Below are 25237 nucleotides of genomic sequence, written 5' to 3' on the forward strand. Positions count from 1 at the left end.
TTGATCTTCCGGCCCCTTCCCAGCCGGCCGAGCGCAGGCGTTGCGTAGGGGGCAGCTCGGCATGGATGCCGAGCTAGCCGCCACCCGGCCAGGGATGGCCGGTTGGCGGCGGGCCCCCGGAGCAATGCCGAAGCGAGGGAACCCCGAGCCCCAGCGAGGGGCCCATGGAGGGGCAAGCGTTTTTGGGTTCCTTTTTTTGGCGTTTGAAAAAAAGGGACTCGCCGTAAGGGCGAAACCATAAGCAGCCGTTACCGCAGCAACGGATATGTACCCAGTGGCACAGCCCCCTAAAGCCGAACCCGCCAGCCGCCACACCCGCAGCAACCGCTATCCCCCCCCCTATCCAAATCCCCCTACATGCTAATGTTCCCCCACTGCCCTGAAGCTGCGAGCCCCCATGTCTTTCGTGATCCGAACCCACCCCCGCCTGACCTTCGGCGTGCTGATCGGCTGCGCCGTCGGCATCCTCGCCCCCGCGCAAACCCTGACCAGCAAGCTCCTCATCGGCTGGAACGCCGCGGTCTGGACCTACCTGGCGCTGATGTTCTGGCTGACCGTGCGGGCCCGGGCCGAGGACGTGAAACGCATCGCCGAAACCGAGGACGAAAACGCCGGGCTGGTGCTGTTGATCGTCTGCGTCGCCGCCATCGCCAGTCTGGTGACCATTACCCTGGAGCTGGTGGGCAGCAAGGACCTGGATCCCCCTCAGCGTCTGCTGCATTACGGCTTCACCGGGCTCACGGTGATCGGTTCCTGGTTGCTGGTGGGGGTGATCTTCAGCGTGCATTACGCCCGCCTTTACTACACCTGGAATGGCAAGGAACCGGCCCTGCGCTTTGCCGAGGAACTGACCACGCCGAACTATTGGGACTTCCTCTACTTCTCCTTCACCATCGGCGTGGCGGTGCAAACTTCGGACGTCGGCGTGGCCACCCGCGAGCTGCGCAAGATCGTCCTCGCCCAATCGTTGATCGGCTTTGTGTTCAACACCGCGATCCTCGGTTTTTCCATCAATATTGCCGCCGGGCTGTTCAGCTGAACCGGTACAAGACGGCTTGAGCCCAGTCCTGGCAGCTTCGCGGGATCGTCAGTGAGAATCGCGACGGCTTAGTCCGGGGTGCCATATAGCAAGTGTCAGGCTGGGTAACCCTAGTTGATCTAATTCGAACGAGCGCCAACACCAAGCAACTAAATTCAGTTGTGCTGATCGACCTTCCGAACAAATCGCCCCAACACTTCAAGATCAATTTAAGAATCATCTTAAAGACCCACCCTCTTACTAAAAATAAAATAGCCGCCTTTTACAGCCCTGGATTTAGCCAACTAACTTCTTAACGTTAGTCCCTCGCCTTCAACTAACCCCCCTTTTTTTCCGAGCCTGAAGTTTGCCGACCTCGCCATGTCCAAATGACGAAAGCACTTGCAATAGAGCGCCCGCGCACCCAATCCATGGGCCCAACAGCAAACAGCCACCCCCAAAGCAGCCTGTAACTTCCACAGACTGTTGTGTTTTCTGCTTCGCCAAAAGGTTACAACGTTGAAATACCCATCCGTAATAACAGCTATTACCCTGCTATACAGCGTCGTTTATTCAGTACAGTCCCATGCGATCACTGCAATCGACAGCATTGATTTAGGCTCTTTGAGTAACGAGTACTCTATGGCCTTCGGCGTCTCTGCCGACGGTCGTCTAATCGCGGTAAACAAAACATTACCCACAGGCCAAGATCGCGCATTCAAATACAGCGATGCGACTGGCATGGTCGATCTGGGGACCCTGGGTGGAAACCATGCCTATGCCCATGCCATATCCGCCGATGGCAGTGTGGTCGTGGGAAAATCGGACACCCCTGACTCGACTCACGCCTTCAAGTACTCCGATGCGACCGGCATGATCGATCTGGGCACATTGGGCGGCGAATCATCCAGCGCCAACGGCGTATCCGCTGATGGCGCCGTGGTCGTTGGATACGCCTCGAATCTCCTGGGGAGTGCTCGTGCCTTCAAGCACACGGAGGCGACCGGCATGATCGATCTGGGGACCTTGAAGGCAGACAATAGTGGCGACTCCCTTGCAACTGCGGTGTCCGGCGACGGTAGCGTCGTCGTGGGGCAGTCGGACATCGATACGGATTCGAACGTACAACACGCGTTCAAGTACACCGATGCCAACGGCATGACCGACCTGGGCACCCTCGGCGGAACATCTTCCCAGGCTCTGGGAATATCCGCCGACGGCCAGGTGGTCGTGGGCAGTTCGGAAACTATCACCGGCGGTACTCAAGCGTTTAAACACACTGACGCCAACGGCATGGTCGAGCTCGGCTCCTGGGGGGGCGACTCCAGCGCTAGCGCGGCATCCGCCGACGGCCGCGTTATCGTCGGTTTTGCCACTACCGCAGAGGGCGATAACCACGCCTTCAGACACACCGATGCCGACGGCATGATCGATCTGGGCACGTTAGGCGGCCAACATTCGGCAGCGACTGCCGTGTCCGCCGACGGCAATATTGCCGTCGGCCTGAGCCTCACGGCGAGTGGTGACCTACACGCCGCACTGTGGAAGATCACGGAAACCGGCACTCACCTGCTTGATCTGGACAACACCCGGACCGCGATGGCCAAAAGCGCCAATCAGGCATGGGGAGTCCTGGACCTGCGCAGTGCGCAACTGGATCGGTTGATGAGCCAGGAGTGCCAGATCGACAGCGGCTCGTTCTGTATAGGTGTTGGTCCCAGCTACAGCAGAAACCGCGAGACTCGCCAGACCTCCACGAGTCTGACCCTGGGCGCCCGTCCTAGCGACCATCTGCGCGTAGGCATCACCCTGGACCAGAACCTCGATCAACAGTTGCCGGACAACTACACCAAGGCAGGGTCCAACGCACCCGCAGTGGCAATGTTCGTTGCCGTGGACGAATCGGGCCAGGGCCTGGGTTGGCAGGGGCGTCTGGCTGCGGCCTACCTGTCGTCCAAGGTCGATATCCGCCGTGAGCAACTGGCTTATACCGAAGCCGGTCAAGGGCGTTCGAGCCTGCGTGGCAGGGCCTTCAGCATCGAGGGTGCCTATGGCCTGCGGCTCGATAGCCTGACCGTGACGCCTTACATCGGCCTCAGCCAGACTCAAGTCAGCCGCCAGGGCTATAGCGAGCGCAGCGGCGCCGTCATGGCGGCCAGCTACGCAAAAATGCAGCGCTCGGTGACCAGCCTGAACGCCGGCGTACGGACTGCCAAACGCCTGACAAAACAGCTGGAGCTCAATGCCAGCCTGGGCCTGATCCAGGACCTGGACAAAGACCAGGATGCCTTTCAAGCGCGCATGGACTACCTGGGCCGCTATACCTACCAGGCCGATAAACAGCACGACACCCGTTTTGCCGCGGGCACCGGGGCAAGTTATGCCTTGAACCCGAACAGCGCCGTGCATGCCGGTGTGTTCTGGACACAGGAGCCGGGCGGCAATGACACGACCGGTATTCGAACCGCCTTTACCTATCAGTTCTGATAACGGCTCCTGCCCTGTCTCGCGGTATTCCACATCAGCCCGGTCGAGGCTGCACCGTACTTCCAGACCCCAGCCCTGGCGCACCGCCAGGGCTGTTGCTGATCGCTACCTGGACGAGCCTGTAGGCGTGAAGTGCGCCCGGGCAGTCGTCACAGTGCAAAAGCCGGTCGCTACAGAGCGTTTCCCGGGCCATCGGGGCCACGTAAGGTGGCCAGTACGGCGCAACAAGACGCCGCTCTGAACAACAAGCCACCTGCCGGAAGAGATCCTCTGATGAAAACACCGTTCAAGCGTTGTTTCCTGCTCCTCTGCGCCACTGCACTGCTCAATTCCCCCACCTGGGCCGCCGAGCCCGCGTCCTGCAAGACCGTGCGCATGGGGGTGGTCAACTGGACCGATGTGATCGCCACCAGCGCCGTGGCCGATGTCCTGCTCACCGGGCTGGGCTACGACAGCAAGCAGACCAGCGCGGTGCAGCAGATCATCTTCGCCGGCATCCGCGACCAGCGCCTGGACATCTTCCTCGGCTACTGGAAGCCCGCCATGGACCAGAACATCGCGCCCTTCCTCGAGGCCGGGCAGGTCAAGGTCATGGCCCAGCCCAGCCTCGTGGATGCCCAGGCAACCCTGGCAGTGCCGGACTACGTGGCCCAGGCGGGCCTGAAAACCTTCGCCGACATCGCCCGTTTCAAGGAGCAGCTGGGGGGCAAGATCTACGGCATCGAGCCAGGCAGCGGCGCCAACACCACGATCAAGACCATGATCGACACCGACCACTTCGGCCTCAAGGGCTTCAAGCTGATCGAATCCGGCGAGGCCGGGATGCTGGCGGCGGTGCAGCGGGCGATCAATCGCAAGGAGTTCGTGGTGTTCGTCGGCTGGACCCCGCACCCGATGAACATCAACATGGCCATCACCTACCTCACCGGCAGCGAAGACGTGTACGGCCCCAACGAGGGGGCGGCCACGGTGTCCACGGTCACCGCGCCGGACTACGCCGAGCGTTGCCCCAACGTGCATCGGCTGCTGCAGAACCTGAGCTTCAGCGCCGCCCAGGAAAGCCAGCTGATGGTACCGATCATGCAACGCAAGGCGCCCCAGGAAGTGGCCCGCCAGTGGCTGCGCGAGCACCCAGAAGACCTGCAGCGCTGGCTGACGGGGGTCACCACCTTCGACGGCCGCGAGGGTGTGGCTGCGGTCAAAGCGAACCTGTAACCGCCCGGCGCAGGAGTCGGCTTGCCGGCGAAGGCGGTCTCAGGGCCCTTCGCCGACAAACGCAACGCCCTGCGGCGGCTCTTTCGGTCAGGCGCTGCAATGATGAAGATTTCCCGGGCTCGTTCGCCGGCAACCCGGCACCTACCCTCCAGGACTGTCCATGAGCCATTACCCGCTTTCTGCCGAGCTGGCGGCCTTCGTCCAGCGCACCCTGAGCTACACCAGCGCCGACAGCAGCCTCAAGGGCCTGCGCGACAGCTATGAGCGCATGTGCCGGGATTTCACTCCGGCCCATCCGCCCGGCCTCGCCGTGCATCAAGGGCAACTGGCCCAGGTGCCGCTGCGTTTCTATCACCCCGACCGCGCCGCCCCGGAGTGTGGCTGGCCCTGGCTGCTGTACCTGCACGGTGGCGGCTGGGTGCTGGGCAGCCTGGATTCCCACGATTTCATCACCGCCCATCTGGCCCACGAGTTGCAGGCGCTGGTGATCGCGGTGGACTACCGGCTGGCCCCGGAACACCCGTTCCCGGCCGCCTTCGACGATTGCCTGGCGGTATGGCGGGCTCTGGAGCAGGGGCTGGGCCCTGTGCCTCTGGATCACCGCCGTCGGCTGGTGATGGGCGACAGCGCCGGGGGCAATCTGGCCGCCGCCCTGTGCCTGGCCCTGCGGGATGCCGCTGAACCCTTGCCCAACGCCCAGGTGCTGGTCTATCCCGGGCTCGGCGGTGCCGCCAACCTGCCCTCGCGCAGCCAGTGCGCCGATGCCCCGCTGCTCAGCAGCAGTGACCTGGACTGTTTCCAGGCGCTGTACCTGCCGGAGCCCGAACCCACCTCGCCCTATGCCCGGCCACTGCTGGCAGAGAACTTCAGTCACCTGCCGCCGGCCTTTATCGCGCAGGCACAGTTCGACCCCTTGCGCGACGACGGCCAGTGCTATCACCAGCGCCTGCTGCAGGCCGGCGTCGCCAGCCAGCTGTACCCGGGCCTGGGCCTGGTGCATGGCTGCCTGCGGGCCAGAGGGCTGGCGGCGGAAGTCGATGGGCTGTACGACGCCCTGCTGCGGGCCCTGCGCGAGTTTCTTGAGCCAACCCGAGCCCTACCGTTGGTCAGCCAACTTGAGCCCTGATAGCGATTTATCGACGTTGCGCCCTTGACGGCAGAATGGGTTTTGCGGTTTCCTGAAACCGGTTTCAGCACCGTACCCGGAAGCACTGCAAACCGATAATTCCAAGAATAAGGTCGTTGCCCGTGAATCAGTTTTCCGCCGCCCAGCGCAACCGCGTCACCATGCTCGATGTCGCCCGCCACGCCGGGGTCTCCAAGGCCAGTGTGTCGCGCTTTATCGGCGAAGACCGCGCCCTGCTCTCCGATGCCATTGCCTTGCGCATCGAGCAGGCCATCAGCGCGCTGGGTTACCGCCCGAACCAGATGGCCCGCGGCCTGAAACGCGGGCGCACCCGCCTGATCGGCATGCTGGTGGCCGATATCCGCAACCCCTATTCGATTGCCGTGATGCATGGCGTGGAAACCGCCTGCCGCCAGCACGGCTATAGCCTGGTGGTGTGCAACACCGACCGTGACGACCAGCAGGAAGCCCAGCACCTGGCCAACCTGCGGGCCTACAACATCGAAGGCCTGATCGTGAACACCCTGGGTCATCACCTGGAGCAGTTGCAGGAGTTGCAGCAGGAAATGCCCATGGTCCTGGTGGACCGCAAGCTTGAATCACTGCACGCCGATCTGGTGGGCCTGGACAACCCGGCGGCAGTGCACAGCGCCATCGAACACCTGGAGCAACAGGGTTACCGTGACCTGCTGCTGGTCAGCGAACCCCATGACGGCACCAGCTCACGACTCGAACGCAGTGCCGCCTTCCAGGACGAAGTCGCCCGGCGCCCGGCCTTGCGTGGCCAGTCACTGGAGACCGGCGCGGCCCTGGCCCGCCACCTGAAAGACTTTCTCGAGGCTCCCGGTCCTGGCCCCAAGGCGCTGTTCTGCGCCAACGGCGTGGCGGCCCTGGCGGCGACCCGGGTCCTGCGTGAACTGGATTGCCCCTTGTTCGAAGGCATCGGCCTGATCGCCCTCGACGACCTGGACTGGTACCCCCTGGTGGGCAGCGGCATCACGGCCCTGGCCCAGCCCACCGAAGCCATAGGCACCGCCGCTTTCCAATGCCTGCTCAAGCGCCTGCGAGGCGATGCCGGCCCGGCGCGAGTACTGGACTTTACGGCGCAACTGATGGTTCGTGGCTCCACCCGAAAACCCCCTGTGTAATCCCGAGCCCCCTGCATCGCAGCGTGTCCCGGGTTTTCTCGAATAAAAATGAAACCGGTTTCAGAGGTCTGAAGCATGCATCAATCACCCGTCTCCATCAGTCTGTCCAGCTACGGCGCGGATCTGGTCCGCCAGCACGGCCAGGGCCATTTCATTTCCCTGGTGGCCGCCGCCGGCGCTTCGTGCATCGAGTGGCGCGAAGAACTGCTGACCCACGAGAAGCCCGAGGAACTGGCCCGCAGCGCCCGGGAACATGGCCTGGAAAGCGTATTTTCCTCGCCCCTGGAGCTGTGGCTGGCCGAGGGCGACGAACCCAACCCCGAGCTGTCCGCCACCTTGCAACGGGCCCGGGCGTTCGGCGCCAAGCGTCTGAAAGTGTCCCTCGGTCACTTCACCGAGCATCACGACCTGGGCAGCCTGGCCAGCCTGCTGTCAGGCCAGCCCCTCACCCTGCTGGTGGAAAACGACCAGACCGTGCATGGCGGGCGCATCGAGCCCTTCCAGGTTTTTTTCAACGCCGTGCAAGGGTGGAACCTGCCCCTGCGCATGACCTTCGACATCGGTAACTGGGCGTGGCAGCAGCAGTCGGCGCTGGAAGCCGCGCGCCTGCTGGGCCGGCATGTGGATTACCTGCACTGCAAGGCGGTCCGCCTGCGGGACGACGGCAAACGGGTGGCCCTGCCGCCCGGCACCGCAGAGTTGCAGCAGTGGGAACACCTGCTGCGGCACATGAATCAAGGTCTAACCCGGGCCGTGGAATACCCCCTGCTAGGCGACGACCTGCTGCAGGTGAGCGCCGAGCAGGTCGACCTGCTGGCCCGCCTCGGCCAGTCGCGACTGGAGCCAGCCCATGTCTGAGATCGATATCCTGTCCTTCGGGGAAACCATGGCCATGTTCGTCGCCGAACACAGCGGCGACCTGGCCCGGGTCGAGCACTTTCACAAGCGCATTGCCGGGGCCGACAGCAACGTGGCCATCGGCCTGTCGCGCCTGGGCTTCAAGGTGGCCTGGCTGAGCCGGGTCGGCAACGACTCCCTGGGACGCTTCGTGCTCGACACCTTGCAGGCCGAGGGCCTGGACTGCCGCTTCGTGCGCCGCGACCCGCTGCACCCTACCGGCTTTCAGCTCAAGTCCCGGGAAGACACCGGCGACGACCCACGGGTGGAGTATTTCCGCCGCGGCTCGGCCGCCAGCCACCTGAGCCTCGACGACCTGGCCCCGGCCCTGCTCCAGGCCCGTCACCTGCACGCCACCGGCATTCCCCCGGCCCTCTCGGATTCGGCCCGGGAGCTGTCCGGTCACCTGATGCAGACCCAGCGCGCCAGCGGCCGCAGCGTGTCGTTCGACCCCAATCTGCGTCCCGGCCTGTGGGCCAGCGAAGCGCTGATGATCCGCGAGATCAACCGCCTGGCGGCCCTCGCCCACTGGGTGCTGCCGGGCCTCGGCGAGGGCCGCCTGCTCACCGGGCGTGACGACCCGGCGGACATCGCCGCCTTCTACCTGGACCAGGGCGCCGAAGCCGTGGTGATCAAGCTCGGCGCCCATGGCGCCTACTACCGCACCCACCTGGACGCCGGCTTCGTCGACGGCGTGCCGGTGCCCCAGGTGGTGGACACCGTCGGCGCCGGCGATGCCTTCGCCGTGGGCCTGATCAGCGCCCTGCTGGAAAGCCTCAGCGTGAGCGAGGCGGTGCAGCGGGCCAATTGGCTGGGCAGCCGCGCAGTACAAAGCCGTGGCGACATGGAAGGCCTGCCCAGGCGCCACGAACTGCCCGACCAGGCAGCGCCCCTGAAAACCGCCTGCGCCTCATAGCAGCTGGCGTACCGGCTCATCCGGGAAACGAACACCCAGAACCACCTGTTGCGACAAAAACAACAAGCTCAGGAGAACTTTCATGGACACGCTCAAACTCGCCGCCCGCCGCTGGTGGTACATCATGCCCATCGTCTTCATCACCTACAGCCTGGCCTACCTGGACCGCGCCAACTACGGCTTTGCCGCCGCCTCCGGGATGGCCGACGACTTGCAGATCACCCCGGGGCTGTCCTCGCTTTTGGGGGCGCTGTTCTTCCTCGGCTACTTCTTCTTCCAGGTGCCGGGGGCGATCTACGCGCAAAAACGCAGCGTGAAGAAGCTGATCTTCGTCAGCCTGATCCTCTGGGGCGGCCTGGCCACCCTCACCGGGATCGTGTCCAACGCCTACACGCTGATCGCCATCCGCTTCATGCTCGGGGTGGTGGAGGCCGCGGTGATGCCGGCGATGCTGGTGTACCTGTGCCACTGGTTCACCCGGGCCGAACGCTCCCGGGCCAACACCTTCCTGATCCTCGGCAACCCGGTGACCATGCTTTGGATGTCGGTGGTCTCAGGCTATCTGGTGGAGCATTTCAGCTGGCGCTGGATGTTCATCATCGAGGGTTTGCCGGCGGTGCTCTGGGCCTTTATCTGGTGGCGCCTGGCCGATGACCGGCCCAGCCAGGCCCAGTGGCTCAGCGACCAGGAGAAGCAGGACCTGGAAAGCGCCCTGGCCGCCGAACAGCAGGGCATCAAGGCGGTGAAGAACTACGCCGAGGCCTTCCGCTCGCCCAAGGTGATCATCCTCGCCCTGCAGTTTTTCTGCTGGAGCATCGGGGTCTACGGTTTCGTCCTGTGGTTGCCTTCGATCCTCAAGCACGGCGCGCAAATGGACATGGTGGAGGCCGGCTGGCTCTCGGCCCTGCCCTACCTGGCGGCGGTGATCGCCATGCTCGGGGTGTCCTGGGGCTCGGACCGGACCCAGAAACGCAAGCGCTTCGTCTGGCCGCCGCTGCTGGTGGCCGCCATCGCCTTCTACGCCTCCTACCTGCTGGGCGCCGAACACTTCTGGTGGTCCTACGGGCTGCTGGTAATCGCCGGAGCCTGCATGTACGCGCCCTATGGGCCGTTCTTCGCCATCGTTCCGGAGATTCTACCGGCCAACGTCGCCGGCGGCGCCATGGCCCTGATCAACAGCATGGGCGCCCTGGGCTCCTTCGGCGGCTCCTATCTGGTGGGTTACCTGAACAGCGCCACCGGCTCGCCGGGGATGTCCTACCTGCTGATGAGCGGCGCCCTGCTGCTCTCGGTGCTACTGACCCTGCTGCTGACACCCGGCGCCGGAGCGCCTCGGGCCAAGGGCCTGCCCCTGCCGCGCCGCCTGGCCCACTCCTGAACTGCCACAGAGAACCGTCATGAAAAAACACCTGGTGCTGTACAAGAAACTCTCGCCGTCGCTGATGGCGCGCCTGCAGGAACAGACCGAGGTCACCCTGATCGAGGACCTGGGCCCAACCGGCCTCAAGGCCCTGCGCCAGGCCCTGCCCAGCGCCGACGGCCTGCTGGGGGCCAGCCTGCGCCTGGACGCCGAACTGCTGGACCTGGCGCCGCGCCTGCAAGCGGTGGCCAGTGTCTCGGTGGGGGTCGACAACTACGACATCGACTACCTGACCCGACGCGGGATTCTGCTGAGCAACACCCCGGACGTGCTCACCGAAACCACCGCCGACACCGGTTTCGCCCTGATCCTGGCCACCGCCCGGCGCGTGGTGGAACTGGCCAATCTGGTGCGCGCCGGGCAATGGAACCGCAACATCGGACCGCTGCATTTCGGCAGCGACGTGCACGGCAAGACCCTGGGCATCATCGGCATGGGGCGCATTGGCGAGGCGTTGGCCCAGCGTGGACATTTCGGTTTCGGCATGCCGCTGATCTACCACAGCAACAGCCCCAAGCCGGCGGTGGAGCAACGTTTCAATGCCCGCTACCGCAGCCTGGAGCAACTGCTGCAAGAGGCCGACTTCATCTGCCTGACCTTGCCCTTGACCGAGAAAACCCAAGGGCTGATTGGCCGTCGTGAACTGGCGCTGATGCGTCCGCAAAGCATCTTCATCAATATTTCCCGAGGCAAGGTGGTGGACGAAGCTGCCTTGATCGAAGCCTTACAGGAAAGACGGATACGCGGCGCCGGGCTGGACGTGTTCGAGCGCGAACCGCTGGACCACCGCTCACCGCTGCTGCAATTGCCCAATGTGGTGGCCACGCCGCACATCGGTTCGGCCACCCACGAAACCCGTGAAGCCATGGCCCGCTGCGCGGTGGACAACCTGCTGGCAGCCCTGTCGGGGCAGCGCCCAGCCAATCTGGTGAACAGCGCCGCCTGGACCGCTCCATCGCAGCGTCAGGCCTAACCGCCGCGTGCCCCTGGCGAACACCTCTGCAACCGCGGGCTTGCCGGCAAACGCGTTCGCCAGGGCGGTGCATGACAGGCAAGCCGGCGCCTACAGGTGGAGGGTTGCGGGGCATTGTTCGAGAATCTGCTCGGTGCAGCGGGCAATGCGCCGGCAGGCCTCGGCCAGGCGCTCGCAGTCCAGCACCAGGCCGATGCGAATGTGGCCCGCGGCGCTGGGGCCGAAGGCTTCACCGGCCAGTACCGAAACGCCATGGTCGTCCAGCAAGCGGTCGGCAAAGCCCTGGGCGTCCAGCCCGGTGCGGCGTACATCCACCATGACGAACATGCCGCCATCCGGGCAGATCGGGGTCAGCCCCGGGCACTGGTCCAGCAGCGCGCACACCAGGTCCCGGCGCCGTCGGTACTCGTCGCGCATCTGCACCAGCTCCGGCAGGTCGCTGTCCAGGGCCACCACTGCGGCGTTCTGCACAAAATCCGGCAGGCCGTACAGCATGCACAGGGCCAGGTTGCTCAGGTGCCCGGCCAGGGTCGGCGGGGCAATCACCCAGCCCACCCGCCAGCCGCTCATGGCATGGGACTTGGACAGGCTGTTGATGGTGGCCGTGCGCTCGCCCATGCGCGGCAGGCTGCCGGGGCTAAAGTGCTGGCCCTGGTACAGCAGGTCGCAATAGACCTCATCGGAAATCAGCCACAAGTCGTGGGCAAAGCACAGCCGCGCCAGGGCTTGCCAGTCGTCGAGGGACAGGCTCGCGCCCGACGGGTTGTTCGGGCTGTTGAGCAACATGGCCCGGGTGCGCGGGGTGATCCGCGCCGCCATGTCCCGCGGATCGACGCGAAAGCCCTGCTCGGCCCGCACCGGCACCGGCACGATGCGGGCCCCGCAGGCGCCGAACACGCCTTCGTAGGTAACGTACATGGGCTCGGCCACCAGCACCTCGTCCCCGGGATTGAGCAGGCACTGGGCCACGGAAAACACCGCGCATTGGGCGCCCGGCAAAACCACCACATGCTCGGCGTCGACAATCTGTCCGCAGCGCTGATGATGGCGCCGGGCAATGCAGCTGCGCAGCGCCAGGTTGCCGCGCACGTCCGAATAGTGGGTATCGCCGGCCAGCAGGCTGTCGATCGCGGCCTGGACCACGGGCCTGGGGGTATCGAAATCCGGGTCGCCAATGGTCAGCAGCAACACATCCCGCCCCTGCTCGCGCAGGGCCAGGGCCCGGTAGTGGATGTTCCAGGCAGCAGAACCTTCTCCGACAATCCGTTGGGTCAGGGCTGAGTAGCGCATCGCTTTCTCCATGCAAGATGCTTCAGCCAAAACCCTAGGTGCTGGCGGGGCACTCGTCGAGCGCCCGGCCCCACCGTTCGCGCCCTTAGACCACGAAGCGCGCCACCATGGCGTTGAGATCCACCGCCAGGCGCGACAGTTCATGACTGGCTGAACTGGTCTGGTTGGCCCCGGCCGCCGACTGGATCGCCAGGTCACGGATGTTCACCAGGTTGCGGTCCACCTCGCGGGACACCTGGGCCTGTTCTTCCGAGGCACTGGCGATCACCAGGTTGCGCTCGTTGATCTGATTGATGGATTCGGCGATCTGCTCCAGGGACTCGCCAGCGGCGCGGGCCAGCTCCAGGGTGCTCTGGGTCCGCCGGTTGCTCTGCTGCATGGACTCCACCGCTTCGCCGGTGCCGTTCTGGATACCGGCCACCATCTTCTCGATTTCCTGGGTCGACTGGGCGGTGCGATGGGCCAGGGCCCGCACCTCGTCGGCCACCACGGCAAAGCCACGCCCGGCCTCGCCGGCACGGGCCGCTTCGATGGCGGCGTTAAGCGCCAGCAGGTTGGTCTGCTCGGCGATGGCGCGGATCACGTCCAGCACCTTGCCGATGTCCCGGCCCTGGGTCGCCAGGCCTTCGATCATCACCGAGGTGTTTTGCACGTCATGGGCCATGGTCTGGATCGCCTCGACGGTCTGCACCACACGGTCGCGGCCTTCGCGGGCGGCCTGGGTCGACTGCTGGGACGCCTCGGAAGTGGACACTGCGTTGCGTGCCACCTCTTCCACTGCTGCGGTCATTTCGTTGACTGCGGTGGCGGCCTGTTCGATCTCGGTGTTCTGCTGCTGCACGCCGCGAGAGGCTTCCTCGGTCACTGCGCTGAGTTCTTCCGAGGCCGAAGCCAGCTGGGTCGCCGAGCCGGCGATCTGCTCGATGGTGCGGCGCAGGCTGGCCTGCATCTGCGCCAGGGCGCGCAACAGGCGTGCCGGCTCGTCCTGACCGTCGACCTCGATGGCCTGGCGCAGGTTGCCGCCGGCGATCACCTCGGCGACGTTGAGGGCCTTGTTCAGGGGGGTGACGATGCTGCGGGTCAACAACAGCGCCAGCACGATGGTCAGCAATGCGGCCAGCAGCGCGACGATGACGATCCCGGCAATGGCACTGTCGTAGTGCTCGCCGGCCGCCTTGGAGGCACTCTTGGCGCCCGCGGCATTGATCGCGATGAGCTTGTTCAACTGTTCGCCCATCTGATCGGTGCCGTCCTTGATCCGGGTGTTGATCAAGGTGCGCAGTTCCTCCAGCTTGTCCTGGCGTGACAGCTCGAGCATCTCCTTCTGCGCCAGCAGGTAATTGTCCAGGGTCGCGCTGAAGGTCTTGTACAGCGCCACTTCCTCCGGGCCCGCCGGCAACGCCGCGTAGCTGGCCTGGGCCTGCCTGGCCTTGTCCACCAGCACACCGATGCGGGTCTGGGCTTCGGCAAGGCCGGCCGGCTCGCGGTTCACCAGCACGCGAAATGACAGAATCCGCAGGCGCAGGACGTTCTCGGTCAGGTTGCCCAGATAACCGACGCTGGGCAGCTGATTGCTTTCCATTTCCAGGGACGCGTCGCGGATGATCGACATGCGGTTCACCGCAAATACGCCCAACACCATGACCAGCAGGGCAATAAAGGCAAAACCGAGGAAAGCACGCGGGGCGATATTCAGGTTACGCAAGGACATAGGACGAGTCTCGAAGGAGAACGGGGCGGCGAGCATCCATGCCCTTATCGGCCGACGCATCAGGACTGCATCGACGAGGGACACCACGGAAAGAGCGTCCATGGGCCTATCAGAGATATCGGCCGAACTTGAGCTTTCATCTGTCTGATTGGCAAAAATATTTCGAAATGTGCCCCCTGTGTCAGGCCTGAGACAACACAACGCGAAGTGAATCGATAAAGCCGTGATTCGCCGCGCCAGAACAGTGCGCCGTACCCAGCCCGAGAGCGCCAACGCGCCCTATGAAAAGTGCAATTCATTCGCCGTAAAAGCCATTTTTTCAGCGCCCGCCCCTGCCCATCATGGCCCCAGTCAATAAAAACAACGCCGAGACTGGATATGAAACCTGAAGACTTTCGTGCCGCAACCGACCGCCCGCTGACCGGTGCCGAATACCTGGCCAGCCTGCGCGATGATCGTGAAATCTACATTTATGGCGACCGGGTCAAGGACGTCACCACCCACCCGGCCTTCCGCAACTCGGCGGCCTCCATGGCCCGCCTGTACGACGCCCTGCACGACCCGGCCACCAAGGAACAACTGTGCTGGGACACCGACACCGGCAACGGCGGCTACACCCACAAATTCTTCCGCTCGGCGAAAAGCCCCGATGAACTGCGCCAGCAGCGCGACGCCATCGCCGACTGGTCGCGCCTGACCTACGGCTGGATGGGCCGCAGCCCCGACTACAAGGCCGCCTTCGGCAGCGCCCTGGGGGCCAACCCGGAGTTCTACGGGCGCTTCGCGGACAACGCCCGCACCTGGTACAAGCGCATCCAGGAAGCCTGCCTCTACCTCAACCACGCCATCGTCAACCCGCCCATCGACCGCGACAAGCCGGTGGATCAGGTCAAGGACGTGTTCATCTCGGTGGACCAGGAAGTCGAGGGCGGGATCATTGTCAGCGGCGCCAAGGTGGTGGCCACCAACTCGGCCCTGACCCACTACAACTTCGTCGGCCAGGGCTCGGCCCAGCTGCTGGGGGACAACACCGACTTCGCCCTGATGTTCATCGCCCCGATGAACACCCGCGGCATGAAGCTGATCTGCCGCCCGTCCTACGAACTGCAGGCGGGCATGACGGGCTCGCCCTTCGACTACCCGCTGTCCAGCCGCTTCGACGAGAACGACGCGATCCTGATCATGGACAAGGTGTTCATCCCCTGGGAGAACGTGCTGATCTACCGCGACTTCGAGCGCTGCCGCCAGTGGTTCCCCCAGGGCGGTTTCGGTCGGCTGTTCCCCATGCAGGGCTGCACCCGGCTGGCGGTCAAGCTGGACTTCATCACCGGGTTGCTGGTCAAGGCCCTGCAATGCACCGGCTCCCTGGAGTTTCGCGGGGTCCAGGCCCAGGTCGGCGAAGTGGTGGCCTGGCGCAACCTGTTCTGGTCGCTGACCGACGCCATGCACGGCAACGCCAGCGAATGGATGAACGGCGTCTACCTGCCCAGCACCCAGGCCCTGCAGGCCTACCGGGTGTTGGCGCCCCAGGCCTACACCGACATCAAGAAGATCATCGAGCAGGTGGTGGCCAGCGGCCTGATCTACCTGCCCTCCGGCTCCCGCGATCTCAAGGACCCGGTGCTCAACCAGTACCTCAGTACCTACTGCCGCGGTTCGGGGGGCATGGGCCACGAAGAGCGGATCAAGATTCTCAAGCTGCTGTGGGACGCCATCGGCACCGAGTTCGGCGGCCGCCACGAGCTGTACGAGATCAACTATGCCGGCAGCCAGGACGAGATCCGCATGCAGTGTCTGCGCCACGCCCAGGCCAGCGGCTCGATGAAGGCCATGACCGACCTGGTGGACAAATGCCTGGGCGACTACGACCTCGATGGCTGGACCGTGCCGCACCTGAGCAACCCCGACGACATCAACATGCTGGACCGCATCCGCCAGTAGCCACGAGGCCCGCTCCTACGGAAAAGGCCAATGCCCACCTGTTGTCGTAGGAGCTGGCTTGCCAGCGAAAGCGCCCGCCAGAGCACCACAAGCTCCTCTTCGTCGGCAAGCTGGCTCCTGCAGCGCAATGCCCTGCGTCCATGAGGAATTCGTCATGTCTGTACTCGATCCCAAGCAACTCGCCTTCCGCAACGCCATGGCCCACATGACCGCTGCGGTCAACGTCATCACCAGCAACGGCCCCGCCGGCCGTTGCGGCATCACCGCCACCGCGGTCTGCTCGGTCACCGACAGCCCGCCGACCCTGATGGTCTGCGTCAACCGCAACAGCGCCCTGAACCCGGTGTTCAAGGGCAACGGCCATTTGTGCATCAACGTCCTCAGCGGCGAACACGAGGACGTGGCGCGGCATTTTGCCGGCATGACCGAGGTGGCCATGGACCAGCGCTTCGGCCTGCACCCCTGGCGCGACGGTCTGCAGGCCCTGCCGGTGCTGGAGGGCGCCCTGGCCAGCCTCCAGGGACGCATCACCGAGGTCCAGGAAATCGGCACCCACTCGGTGATGCTGGTGGAACTGGATGAAATCAGCGTGCGCGAGCAAGGCGACTCGCTGGTGTATTTCAGCCGCTGCTTCCATCGCCTGCAGCGCCCTAGCCAGGCTGCCTGAACGCCTCCCAGCCCTGGCTAGGATTCAAGGGGGTCCGGCTGATGCAGGCCGAAGCACACGCCCTGGGGATCGTGGCACTGGCAGAACCGACCGAAACCGGGCTCGTGGGGACTGATGTCACCGGCCTGCCCCCCCAGAGCCCGGACCCGGGACACGCTGTCGGCCATGTCGCTGACCCGGAAATACACGACCATGCGCGACTGCGGATCGTCGCCATGGACGCCGACCCGGATCGAGGGCGTCTGCAACCAGGCATCCTCCGTTGCACCCAACCGCTGCGGCGACCAGTCGAACAGGCGCTGGAAAAAAACCAGCGACTGCGGAGCGTCGGCAACCCCGATTTCCACATGAGAAAGACTACCTGGCATACATCCTCCACGTTCACAGAGACAGAGCTGTCACTGTCCGCTGCAAAGGCTCGGCGGGTCTTGAATAAAACTGACCGGGTCACTCAATTCTCCCGGCCTTCGAGCAACGATGCCGGTTTGCCAGGAATATCGGCCCAGCCGCTTCGGGCATAGGCTCCCGGGGAGCAGCCGGCGAATGCCTGGAACTCCCGGGTGAAGTGGCTCTGGTCGCTGTAGCCGCACAGCACCGCAACCTGCACCAGCTCCAGCGCCGGTAGCGATTCCAGCAACTGCTGGGCGCGAGCAAAACGAATATGCCGGGCGCAGGCTTTGGGCCCTTGTCCCAGATGGGCCTTGAAGCGACTGGCGAAATGCCGTCCGCTGCAGCCGGCCTGCTGACTCAGATCACCGATCGAGGTACCGCCAGCGCTTCGCTGCAGTTCCTCCCAGGCCCGGCGCAGCATCTCGGGCACCTCACGGCGCGAGTTCTGCAAACGCTCGGCAAGAAAGGTTTCGACCCGCTGCAATCGACTCGTCCAGCAAGGGTTTTCTTCCAGTGCCTCGACCAACAAGCACACCGACGTGCCCCACAGTTCCCGCAGATCCAGCCAAGGGCTGGCAAGCACTTGGCCATCACCCTGAAACAGGCGGTACGCGGCCCAGGGCGGAAGCTCCACCTCGATGCATGAATGCACACCGCTCTGCTCGACGATCACCGGAGCTGCCGGGCGGCTCACCACGAACGCCTGGCACCGCTCCTCGCGCCCATTGGCGGCGAGCCCGTAGGGGGACGCCAGCCCGATGACCAGCTTGACCTGTGGCTGCGCGACCTCAAGCCGCCGCACGGTGCCCGGCAGTGTCTCGCTGAAGCCGTACAAGCGACCGCCCCAGGGCCGCAGCCTGATGGCATCAAACCCTGTGACGCAGTGCGAAACAGAGAAAGGCTGCATTGGCATCGAACTCACTCCCAATAGTGATCATGGTTGACCAGCTGAAGCATAAGCGACCCGCGCCGCTGGGCCATGGGCCACCTCCTGCATCTGTAGGATGGCGGTGGCCGGCCAAGCCATCGATACTCGCACCAGGCCCTGCCCACGTCCCCCAGGCGTAATGGTCCTCAACCCCTTCCGTGACGAAAACAATAACAACGTCGCACAGAGGTACAGACCCATGAACCGACTCGATCACGCTCCGGCCAGCCTGTTGCAGGCCTTCAGCGAGCTGACCCTGGAACTGCAGCAACTGGCGCAGAACAAGGACATCGAAAACCTTCACCAGCATGCCCTGGCGCGCATCTGCAAACTCTTGCCCTTCGACAGTGCCTGGTGGGGCCGCGCCGCATTGGTCGACGGCTTGCCGGATGAACACAGTTGCTACCTGTACCGCCTGCCACCGAGCTACCTGGCGGACTGGCAATCGATCCGCCACATCGACGTCACCGTGAACCGGGTGCACGAAGTGCCGGGACGGGCGGTGATCGTCGACATGGCCGATCCGCACAACGGCCCCGGACTCAACTGGCTGGGGCGCCAGTACAACATCGGCGAGCTGCTATGCGTGGTGCACATCGATCCCCATACCCAACTGAGCAACCACCTGGCCCTGTACCGTGCCCCTGGCGCCCCGGCCTTTACCCGGGACGACTGCCATGTGCTGAACAACCTGATGCTGCACCTGGTGGCAGCGGTGTCGGCCAATCAGATCCGCACCCTGGTGGCCATGCGCGAGAAACTCACCCGCCCGCGCAATCTGGCCCTGGCCGTGTGCGACCAGCGCGGTGTGCTGCAGTGTGCCGAGCGCGGTTTTGTCGATCTGCTGCTGCATGAATGGCCGCAGTGGAACGGTCCGCAACTGCCCATGAAGCTCGATGGCAACGGTTTCGAGGGCAAGCGCCTGCAGATCGACTGCTCGGCCGTGGGCGACCTGTACCTGCTGGCGGCCCGCAGCCGCAGCCTGCTGCCCAAGCTCAGCCCCCGGGAAAACGCCGTCGCCCAGTGCTTCGGTGATGGCAAGACCTACAAGGAAGTGGCTCGGGACCTGGGCATGTCGCCCAACACCGTGCGCCATCACATCCGCGCCATCTACAGCAAGCTCGGGGTCAAGGACAAGGCGCGCATCGCCCAGTTGCTCCACGCCCCGCCCGACTGACCCCACCCCCTGACCTGCGCTGATTTACGCCGTCGTATTTGACGGCCACGGGCAGCCTTTGCCCTTTTTTTGCCCCACTGCCGTGTGCCGGCGAGCCCTTCGCCGAACAACAACTCCAACAAGAGACGCACCGCCCATGACAAGGCTCATTACCCGCACCACCCTGGCCCTGGCTGGCACCCTGGCCAGCCTGTCGCTCAACGCCGCGGACCTCAACGCCCGGGACTTCTTCGCCGCCCCCGTGGGCACCCGCCTGGGGGTGCTGTACCTCCCGGCCACCCGTGCCGGCGACTTTCACGGCCCGGCCGACAGCAGCGGCAAGGCCGAACTGCGAGTCAATGCCATGGCCTACCGCCAGGTGTTCTTCAGCGACCTGTGCGGCACCCTGTGCACCCCACAGTTCATCGTGCCCTTGGCCGACATCAACGCTCGCTTGCCCGGCGCCGAACGCCATACCGGTGAGAGCGGTTTCGGTGATCCTCAGGTGGGGGGCACGCTGTTTTTCATCAACCAGCCGCAAACCCGCACCTACAGCGGCCTGTTGACCCTGATCACGCTGCCGCTGGGCGAGTACCACAGCCGCAACCCGGACGTCTCCCCGGGGGCCAATCGCTGGGGCGCGACCTTTGTCTACAACTACACCCAGGGCCTGGGGGAAAAATGGGTGCTGGAGGCCAACCTCGAAGCCCAGCTGTACGGCACCAACGACGACTATTTCGGCAGCGACCTGAAACAGGACCCGCTCTATCGCCTGCAAGCCTTCGCCTCCTACGACTTCACCCCTGCGACCTACGGCGCCCTGCGCCTGATCCACGCCGACGGCGGCGAACTGCGGATCAACGACCGACGGATCAACGACACCCACAAGCGCTACACCCAGGCTGGATTCGAAGTCGGGCACTGGCTGGACAAGCGCAATCAGCTGATGTTCAGCCTGTCGCAGAACGTCGCCACCGATAACGGTTTTGCCGGCACCGACGCCTTGCTGCGCCTGGTCCACGTGTTCTGAACCCCTTGCCTTTGGAGCCTGTCCATGAACACCCAGAACGCCGTTTTAAGCGCCACCGCGCCAGCTGCTCGCCACCCCCTGGGGCTGCTGGCCGCCATCGTGCTGTTCGCCGCCATCACTCCCGCGGTACTGCTGATGGCCCCGGCCATCGCCGCCCAACTGGCCAGCCAGTGGCACTTGAGCCCCACACAGATCGGCGACCTGTTCTCCGCAGAACTGGGGGCCATGAGCCTGGCCACGTTGCCGGCCATCTGGTGGCTGAAACACATCGACTGGCGGCGCGCCGCACTGTGCAGCGCCGTGCTGTTCATCGTTGCCAACCTGCTGTCGATGCTGGCCCACGACTATTCATTGTTGCTGATGGCGCGCTTTGGCAGCGCCCTGGCCGGCGGCTCGCTGATGATCATCTGCCTGGCCAGCGCCGCCGCCAGCCCCAGTCCCAGCCGGGCCTACGGCTTCTGGGTGATGGGCCAACTGGTGCTGGGCGCGGTCGGCCTGAGCCTGTTGCCCATGCTCTTCCAACGCTTCGGCCTGGGCGCCTGCTACCTGATCCTGGCGCTGCTGATGACCCTGTGCCTGCCCCTGGCCCGCTGTTTTCCAGCAGGCGCTGCGCGCCCGGCCGCCGATGCCGCGCAAGCCCCAGCGATCTCCTGGCTCAAGGCGAGCCTGGGAATACTCGGCATTCTCACCTTCTACATCAGCCTCAGCGGGGTCTGGACCTTCATCGGCGCCATCGGCAGCCAGTCCGGCCTCTCGGCGCAGACCAACGGCGACATCCTGGCCATCGCCACCTTGATGGGCATCGTCGGCGCGTTGTGCGCCACCCTGTTCGGTGACCGCCTGCCCCGCAGCGCCCTGCTCCTGCTGGGCTACGGCCTGATGGCGGGCTCGGTGCTGGCGCTTCTGGGCCAGCCGCAGCTGGCGCGCTTCGCGCTGGCGGCGCTGGTGTTCAAGTTCACCTGGACCTTCATCCTGCCGCTGATCCTGGCGCGTATGGCCGAGATGGATCGCAGCGGGCGCTTGATGAACGCCTCCAATCTGGTGATCAGCGCCGGCCTGGCCATAGGCCCGACCCTGGCCGGGCGCCTGATCGAAAGCAGCGGCGGCTTCCAGGGCCTGTTGCTGGGGGGGGCCGTCATCACTTTGCTGTCCCTGGCGCTGGTACTCAGTTGCCGGCCCGCCCTCCAGGCCCCTTCCCAACCCCAGGGGCGATGACGGCCAGCGGGCAGCGCCGCCGCGTCCTTGAACAACACTTTCCTTGAAAAATGGATATCACCATGACCTGTAGAACGGCTTTTTTCTTCGATGAACGCTGCCTGTGGCACAGCGGCAGCCCCCACGTCCTGACGCTCCCGGTAGGCGGCTGGGTCCAGCCGCCGTCTGCCGCGGGGCATGCTGAATCACCGGAAACCAAGCGCCGGCTGAAAAGCCTGATGGATGTCTGCGGCCTGACCCGTCAGTTGCATCTGCGCAGTGCCCCTGCGGCCACCGAGGACGATCTGCTACGGGTCCACAGTGCCGCCTACCTGCAACGTTTCAAGGCCTTGAGCGATGCCGGCGGTGGTCAACTGGGCGACGAGGCGCCTGTGGGACCCGGCAGCTATGAAATCGCCAAGCTGTCCGCCGGGCTGGCCCTGGCCGCCGTGGACGCCGTGCTCAGCGGTGAAGCCGACAACGCCTACTCGCTGTCCCGTCCACCGGGACACCACTGCACCCGCGACCAGGCCATGGGCTTCTGCTTCCTGGCCAACATCGCCATTGCCATCGAGGCCGCCAAGGTCCGCCATGGCCTGGGCAAGGTAGCGGTCATCGACTGGGACGTGCACCACGGCAACGGCACCCAGTCGATCTACGAAGAGCGGGCCGACGTGTTGACCCTGTCCCTGCACCAGGACGGCTGCTTTCCACCGGGTTACGGCGGTGAGCACGACCGTGGCCGCGGCGCTGGGCTGGGCTGCAACATCAACATCCCGCTGCTGCCCGGTGGTGGCCATGATGCCTACCTGTACGCCATGCAGCGCATCGTGGTGCCGGCCCTGGAACGCTTCGAGCCCGAGCTGATCATCGTCGCCTGCGGCTATGACGCCAACGCCGTGGACCCATTGGCGCGGATGCTGCTGCACAGCGACTCCTTCCGCGAGATGACCCAGTGCCTGCGCGACGCTGCCGAACGCCTGTGCCGGGGACGCCTGGTACTGGTGCACGAAGGCGGCTACTCCGAGGCCTATGTGCCTTTTTGCGGGCTGGCGACCCTGGAAGCACTGTCGGGCATCCGTACCGCGGTCCAGGACCCGATGCTGGAGTTCGTGCGCCAGCAGCAGCCCAAGCAGGACTTCACGGCCTTTCAGCGCCAGTTGCTGGACCGTCAGGCCGTGGCCATAGCGACCGCCGCTCGCTGACCCGCCCGGCGCCCTCCCAGGGCTGATGTTCAGCGGCCTGACGCCGGACATCAGCCACTGCCTGCCTTATCAGCTCTCGCACGCGTTATTGCGCCACGCCAATGCCCGCGGCCCGAGCCCCGTCCCCCCGCTCCTCTGCCTGCTGCCTCGCGCAGCCCTCCGGCACATTCGCCCTGACGATGGCCAAAGGTTTTCTATTCTCTCCTCAATAACCTGACCCACGGGTCCGTTTTTTTCGCCGTTCACCCCAGGAAGAACTCTCGCGTGCCGTAGCAACGCGCCTTTGCCTTCGGGATCGGGTGTGTCGTGCGCCGGGGCCTGTCCGTCTGCTTGCCCGCTATCCCCGGTTGCCGGGATTTCCCACTGATCGGGGGCTTGCCTATCCGCTGAGACAAAGGAGATGTCCATGGACCGCAAGACCAAGCAATACCTCGACGAGATCTACTTCTGGCAGAGGGCCCGCGCCCGCCTGTTGCAGCAAGCGGCACAACTTCACGAACCTCCCCCCGGCCCAAGGGAAACCACCGTAGCCGATACCGCCAAGGAAGCGCTGGACGATCTGTTGCACAGCTGCGGCCTGGCCGCACTGCGTCGCGGTTCCGAACAGGCTGCGCCACCCGGGCACGGGTCCGCCGGGAGCACGCCGCCGACGGAACCGGCGGACTGAAGCACCGCGGGCAATGCCCTGGCTATAACGGCTCCAGGGCCCGGGCCTCACTGGGTGTCTGCTGATAACGGGCCTTGAACGCCCGGGCAAAATGCGCCTGGCTGACAAAGCCATGACGGTAGGCGATTTCACTGATGTCCAGGCTTGCCCCCTGGCTGCTGCAAAGCAGCTGGCGGGCCTGCTGCAGGCGTTTTTCCAGGATGAAGCGGCTGGGCACGGTGTTCTCCATGGCGAACAGCCGGGCCAGGTGCCGGGTAGAAATGCCGGTCTGGGCCGCGACCCGTTCGCAGCTCAGGGCCGGGTCCCCCAACTGTTCATGAATGCACTGTTTGGCCGCCAGCAGGTAGGAAGCACTCAGGGCATTGATGGGCCGTTCTCCAACCTGCCCGGCGATGATGCTGGCCAGCAGTTCGAAGGCCTGTTCCTGGTAGGTCTCGGCCTCGCCACACAGCGGCTGCTGGAAAAACGTCCGGGTGCGCTCGCCAAGGGTGCGCAACAGCAAGCGCTGAACTGCGCTGTGCACGCTGATCTTCAGCGTCCGGTCGAAACGCTTCAGGCAGCGCTCGGCAAACTGCTCCTGGGGAATGTCGAAAATGAACTGGCGCATCGCCCCGCAGAAGCCGAACAGGTAAGGCTTGTCGGTGCGGTAGACCACCAGCTCCCCAGGTTCCAGCACCTGACAGGCGCCGTCCTGATAGAAGAACGAACCGCTGCCGGTGACCAGGGACACGAAGATCGAATCCTTGGGTACACCGCGGATCATCGACGTATCGCGTTCCACCACGTGTTCATTGCCCACGATGCGCGCCAGGCGCATGGCCCCCAACTGCAGGTTGTCCTGGCGGGCGGTGAAACCGTCGTCGGCGTAGGAGTTGCACTTGAGCCCCACCAGGGTGCTGGCGTTGTAGTCCTCCCAGAAGCTCAGGCGGTGATCCGGGTCGACCGCCTGGGTGCTGGCGTGCCGGGTTTCGAGCAAGGCGCATGGAGACATTGTTGTTCTTCTCATGGGCGGCTGGATATTCCCCGGACGGCAAGGCTGTGTCCGGGCACCTGGGGCCGCATGATCTGCGGGCTGCGGCCATTCATTAACATCTGAACCATATAGCCTGTCAACTTGAAACGCAGTGAGAGCCGTTCGCCGGAACCGCCTCGTCACCTCGCTATTTTCGGTAGGAAAAATCCCCGTCCGAAACAGACAACAAATCGGTCCGATTCAATCAAACCGGCGTCCAGCCGTGGGCCTAAAGTCGCCTCAGTCATCCCCATGACGCCCCCCCCTATCACAACAATCGAGGTCGACCATGCCTGAAGCCGCCACCCGTGAGTTCTGGAAAGACCTGCAGCCCATCGCCCACTGTTTCAAGCCCGACGCCAAGCCCGAGGTCTACCTGCCGAATGCCGCCAGCGACGACCTGAGCCTGTACGTGCCCTTCACCGAAACCGTGTCGTCGCGACCGCTGTGGATTTCCCCCAGCGAGAACCGCTGGTGCGACATCCTCATGGCCCGCAGCGCCGGGCTGGTCAACCGCCACTACCACCCTCACGAAGTCTTCGCCTACACCCTGTCCGGCAAGTGGGGCTACCTGGAGCACGAATGGACGGCCAGCGCCGGCGACTTCGTCTACGAAACCCCGGGCGAAGGCCACACCCTGGTGGCCTACGAGCACGAGCAACCGATGCGGGTGTTCTTCATCGTCAAGGGCCCTTTGATCTGGCTCGACCAACAGGGTGAGCCCGACGGTTATTTCGACGTGCACTCCTACATCGCCCTGTGCCGCGAACACTACGAAAAGATCGGCCTGGGCGCGGCCCATATCGACACCCTGTTTCGCTGACCTGCGCCGCTCACACCTCCTTT

General features: G+C 64.7%; 22 protein-coding genes. 17 read left to right on the forward strand and 5 right to left on the reverse strand.

From position 1 onward, the window contains the following. The first annotated feature begins 397 nt into the window (after positions 1-397). The 9 genes from Q8O96_RS29055 to Q8O96_RS29095 all read left to right on the forward strand — a co-directional run bounded on the left by Q8O96_RS29055 (position 398) and on the right by Q8O96_RS29095 (position 11200). The gene (locus tag Q8O96_RS29055; protein ID WP_305949924.1) at positions 398-1039 is read left to right on the forward strand and encodes a DUF1345 domain-containing protein; all 642 of its coding nucleotides are present in this window, start codon (positions 398-400) and stop codon (positions 1037-1039) included. Positions 1040-1660: 621 nt separating this feature from the next. Continuing rightward, on the forward strand, positions 1661-3505 hold the full coding sequence (locus tag Q8O96_RS29060; RefSeq protein WP_305949925.1) for an autotransporter outer membrane beta-barrel domain-containing protein: 1845 nt from the start codon (positions 1661-1663) through the stop codon (positions 3503-3505). A 273-nt stretch (positions 3506-3778) separates the two neighbouring features. Continuing rightward, entirely contained in the window at positions 3779-4720 is a 942-nt protein-coding gene (locus tag Q8O96_RS29065; RefSeq protein ID WP_102863309.1) for a choline ABC transporter substrate-binding protein, read from the forward strand. Between the two features lie 160 nt (positions 4721-4880). After that, entirely contained in the window at positions 4881-5846 is a 966-nt protein-coding gene (locus Q8O96_RS29070) for an alpha/beta hydrolase (RefSeq protein WP_305949926.1), read from the forward strand. A 122-nt stretch (positions 5847-5968) separates the two neighbouring features. Beyond that, positions 5969-6994, forward strand: coding sequence for a LacI family DNA-binding transcriptional regulator (locus Q8O96_RS29075; protein WP_102863577.1), 1026 nt, complete (start codon positions 5969-5971; stop codon positions 6992-6994). Between the two features lie 75 nt (positions 6995-7069). Then, on the forward strand, positions 7070-7852 hold the full coding sequence (locus tag Q8O96_RS29080) for a sugar phosphate isomerase/epimerase (protein ID WP_305949927.1): 783 nt from the start codon (positions 7070-7072) through the stop codon (positions 7850-7852). Further along, positions 7845-8807, forward strand: coding sequence for a sugar kinase (locus Q8O96_RS29085; RefSeq protein WP_305949928.1), 963 nt, complete (start codon positions 7845-7847; stop codon positions 8805-8807). The genes Q8O96_RS29080 and Q8O96_RS29085 overlap by 8 nt, the downstream gene beginning before the upstream one ends. Before the next feature lie 82 nt (positions 8808-8889). After that, a complete protein-coding gene (locus Q8O96_RS29090; RefSeq protein WP_102863305.1) occupies positions 8890-10185 on the forward strand; it encodes an MFS transporter in 1296 nt (431 codons plus the stop codon). Positions 10186-10204: 19 nt separating this feature from the next. Beyond that, positions 10205-11200, forward strand: coding sequence for a D-glycerate dehydrogenase (locus tag Q8O96_RS29095; protein WP_102863304.1), 996 nt, complete (start codon positions 10205-10207; stop codon positions 11198-11200). A gap of 90 nt (positions 11201-11290) precedes the next feature. Here Q8O96_RS29095 and Q8O96_RS29100 read toward each other — a convergent pair whose 3' ends face one another. Together Q8O96_RS29100 and Q8O96_RS29105 are read right to left on the reverse strand one after the other, a co-directional pair. Then, positions 11291-12490, reverse strand: a complete 1200-nt coding sequence (locus Q8O96_RS29100; RefSeq protein ID WP_305949929.1) for a pyridoxal phosphate-dependent aminotransferase — start codon at positions 12488-12490, stop codon at positions 11291-11293. Between the two features lie 85 nt (positions 12491-12575). Further along, on the reverse strand, positions 12576-14201 hold the full coding sequence (locus Q8O96_RS29105) for a methyl-accepting chemotaxis protein (RefSeq protein ID WP_102863302.1): 1626 nt from the start codon (positions 14199-14201) through the stop codon (positions 12576-12578). Between the two features lie 378 nt (positions 14202-14579). Here Q8O96_RS29105 and hpaB point away from each other — a divergent pair, with 378 nt between their 5' ends. Beyond that, positions 14580-16142, forward strand: coding sequence for a 4-hydroxyphenylacetate 3-monooxygenase, oxygenase component (gene hpaB / locus Q8O96_RS29110; protein ID WP_305949930.1), 1563 nt, complete (start codon positions 14580-14582; stop codon positions 16140-16142). 154 nt (positions 16143-16296) lie between these two features. Further along, entirely contained in the window at positions 16297-16809 is a 513-nt protein-coding gene (gene hpaC / locus Q8O96_RS29115) for a 4-hydroxyphenylacetate 3-monooxygenase, reductase component (protein WP_305949931.1), read from the forward strand. 17 nt (positions 16810-16826) lie between these two features. Here the strand turns inward: hpaC and Q8O96_RS29120 are convergent, their stop codons facing one another. Both Q8O96_RS29120 and Q8O96_RS29125 read right to left on the reverse strand, forming a co-directional pair. Next, the gene (locus Q8O96_RS29120) at positions 16827-17177 is read right to left on the reverse strand and encodes a VOC family protein (RefSeq protein ID WP_102863299.1); all 351 of its coding nucleotides are present in this window, start codon (positions 17175-17177) and stop codon (positions 16827-16829) included. 83 nt (positions 17178-17260) lie between these two features. Then, the gene (locus tag Q8O96_RS29125; protein WP_305949932.1) at positions 17261-18112 is read right to left on the reverse strand and encodes an AraC family transcriptional regulator; all 852 of its coding nucleotides are present in this window, start codon (positions 18110-18112) and stop codon (positions 17261-17263) included. 214 nt (positions 18113-18326) lie between these two features. Here Q8O96_RS29125 and Q8O96_RS29130 point away from each other — a divergent pair, with 214 nt between their 5' ends. From Q8O96_RS29130 to Q8O96_RS29150, 5 genes are all read left to right on the forward strand, one after another. Beyond that, entirely contained in the window at positions 18327-19304 is a 978-nt protein-coding gene (locus tag Q8O96_RS29130) for a helix-turn-helix transcriptional regulator (protein WP_102863297.1), read from the forward strand. Positions 19305-19440: 136 nt separating this feature from the next. Then, positions 19441-20313, forward strand: coding sequence for a transporter (locus tag Q8O96_RS29135; protein ID WP_305949933.1), 873 nt, complete (start codon positions 19441-19443; stop codon positions 20311-20313). Positions 20314-20337: 24 nt separating this feature from the next. Continuing rightward, the gene (locus tag Q8O96_RS29140) at positions 20338-21528 is read left to right on the forward strand and encodes an MFS transporter (protein WP_102863295.1); all 1191 of its coding nucleotides are present in this window, start codon (positions 20338-20340) and stop codon (positions 21526-21528) included. A gap of 62 nt (positions 21529-21590) precedes the next feature. Then, positions 21591-22712, forward strand: a complete 1122-nt coding sequence (locus Q8O96_RS29145) for a class II histone deacetylase (RefSeq protein WP_305949934.1) — start codon at positions 21591-21593, stop codon at positions 22710-22712. 406 nt (positions 22713-23118) lie between these two features. Beyond that, positions 23119-23379, forward strand: a complete 261-nt coding sequence (locus Q8O96_RS29150; protein WP_115580226.1) for a hypothetical protein — start codon at positions 23119-23121, stop codon at positions 23377-23379. 22 nt (positions 23380-23401) lie between these two features. On the opposite strand, the gene Q8O96_RS29155 is transcribed toward Q8O96_RS29150, so the two are convergent. Next, complete coding sequence (locus Q8O96_RS29155) at positions 23402-24370, reverse strand: helix-turn-helix domain-containing protein (RefSeq protein ID WP_102863292.1); 969 nt, start codon at positions 24368-24370, stop codon at positions 23402-23404. A 310-nt stretch (positions 24371-24680) separates the two neighbouring features. Between Q8O96_RS29155 and Q8O96_RS29160 the strand changes: the two genes are divergently transcribed. Further along, positions 24681-25214, forward strand: coding sequence for a 2,4'-dihydroxyacetophenone dioxygenase family protein (locus tag Q8O96_RS29160; protein WP_060839573.1), 534 nt, complete (start codon positions 24681-24683; stop codon positions 25212-25214). The last annotated feature ends 23 nt before the right edge of the window (positions 25215-25237 follow it).

Source organism: Pseudomonas sp. LPH60, from assembly GCF_030718165.1.
Taxonomy (GTDB): Bacteria; Pseudomonadota; Gammaproteobacteria; order Pseudomonadales; family Pseudomonadaceae; genus Aquipseudomonas; species Aquipseudomonas danubii.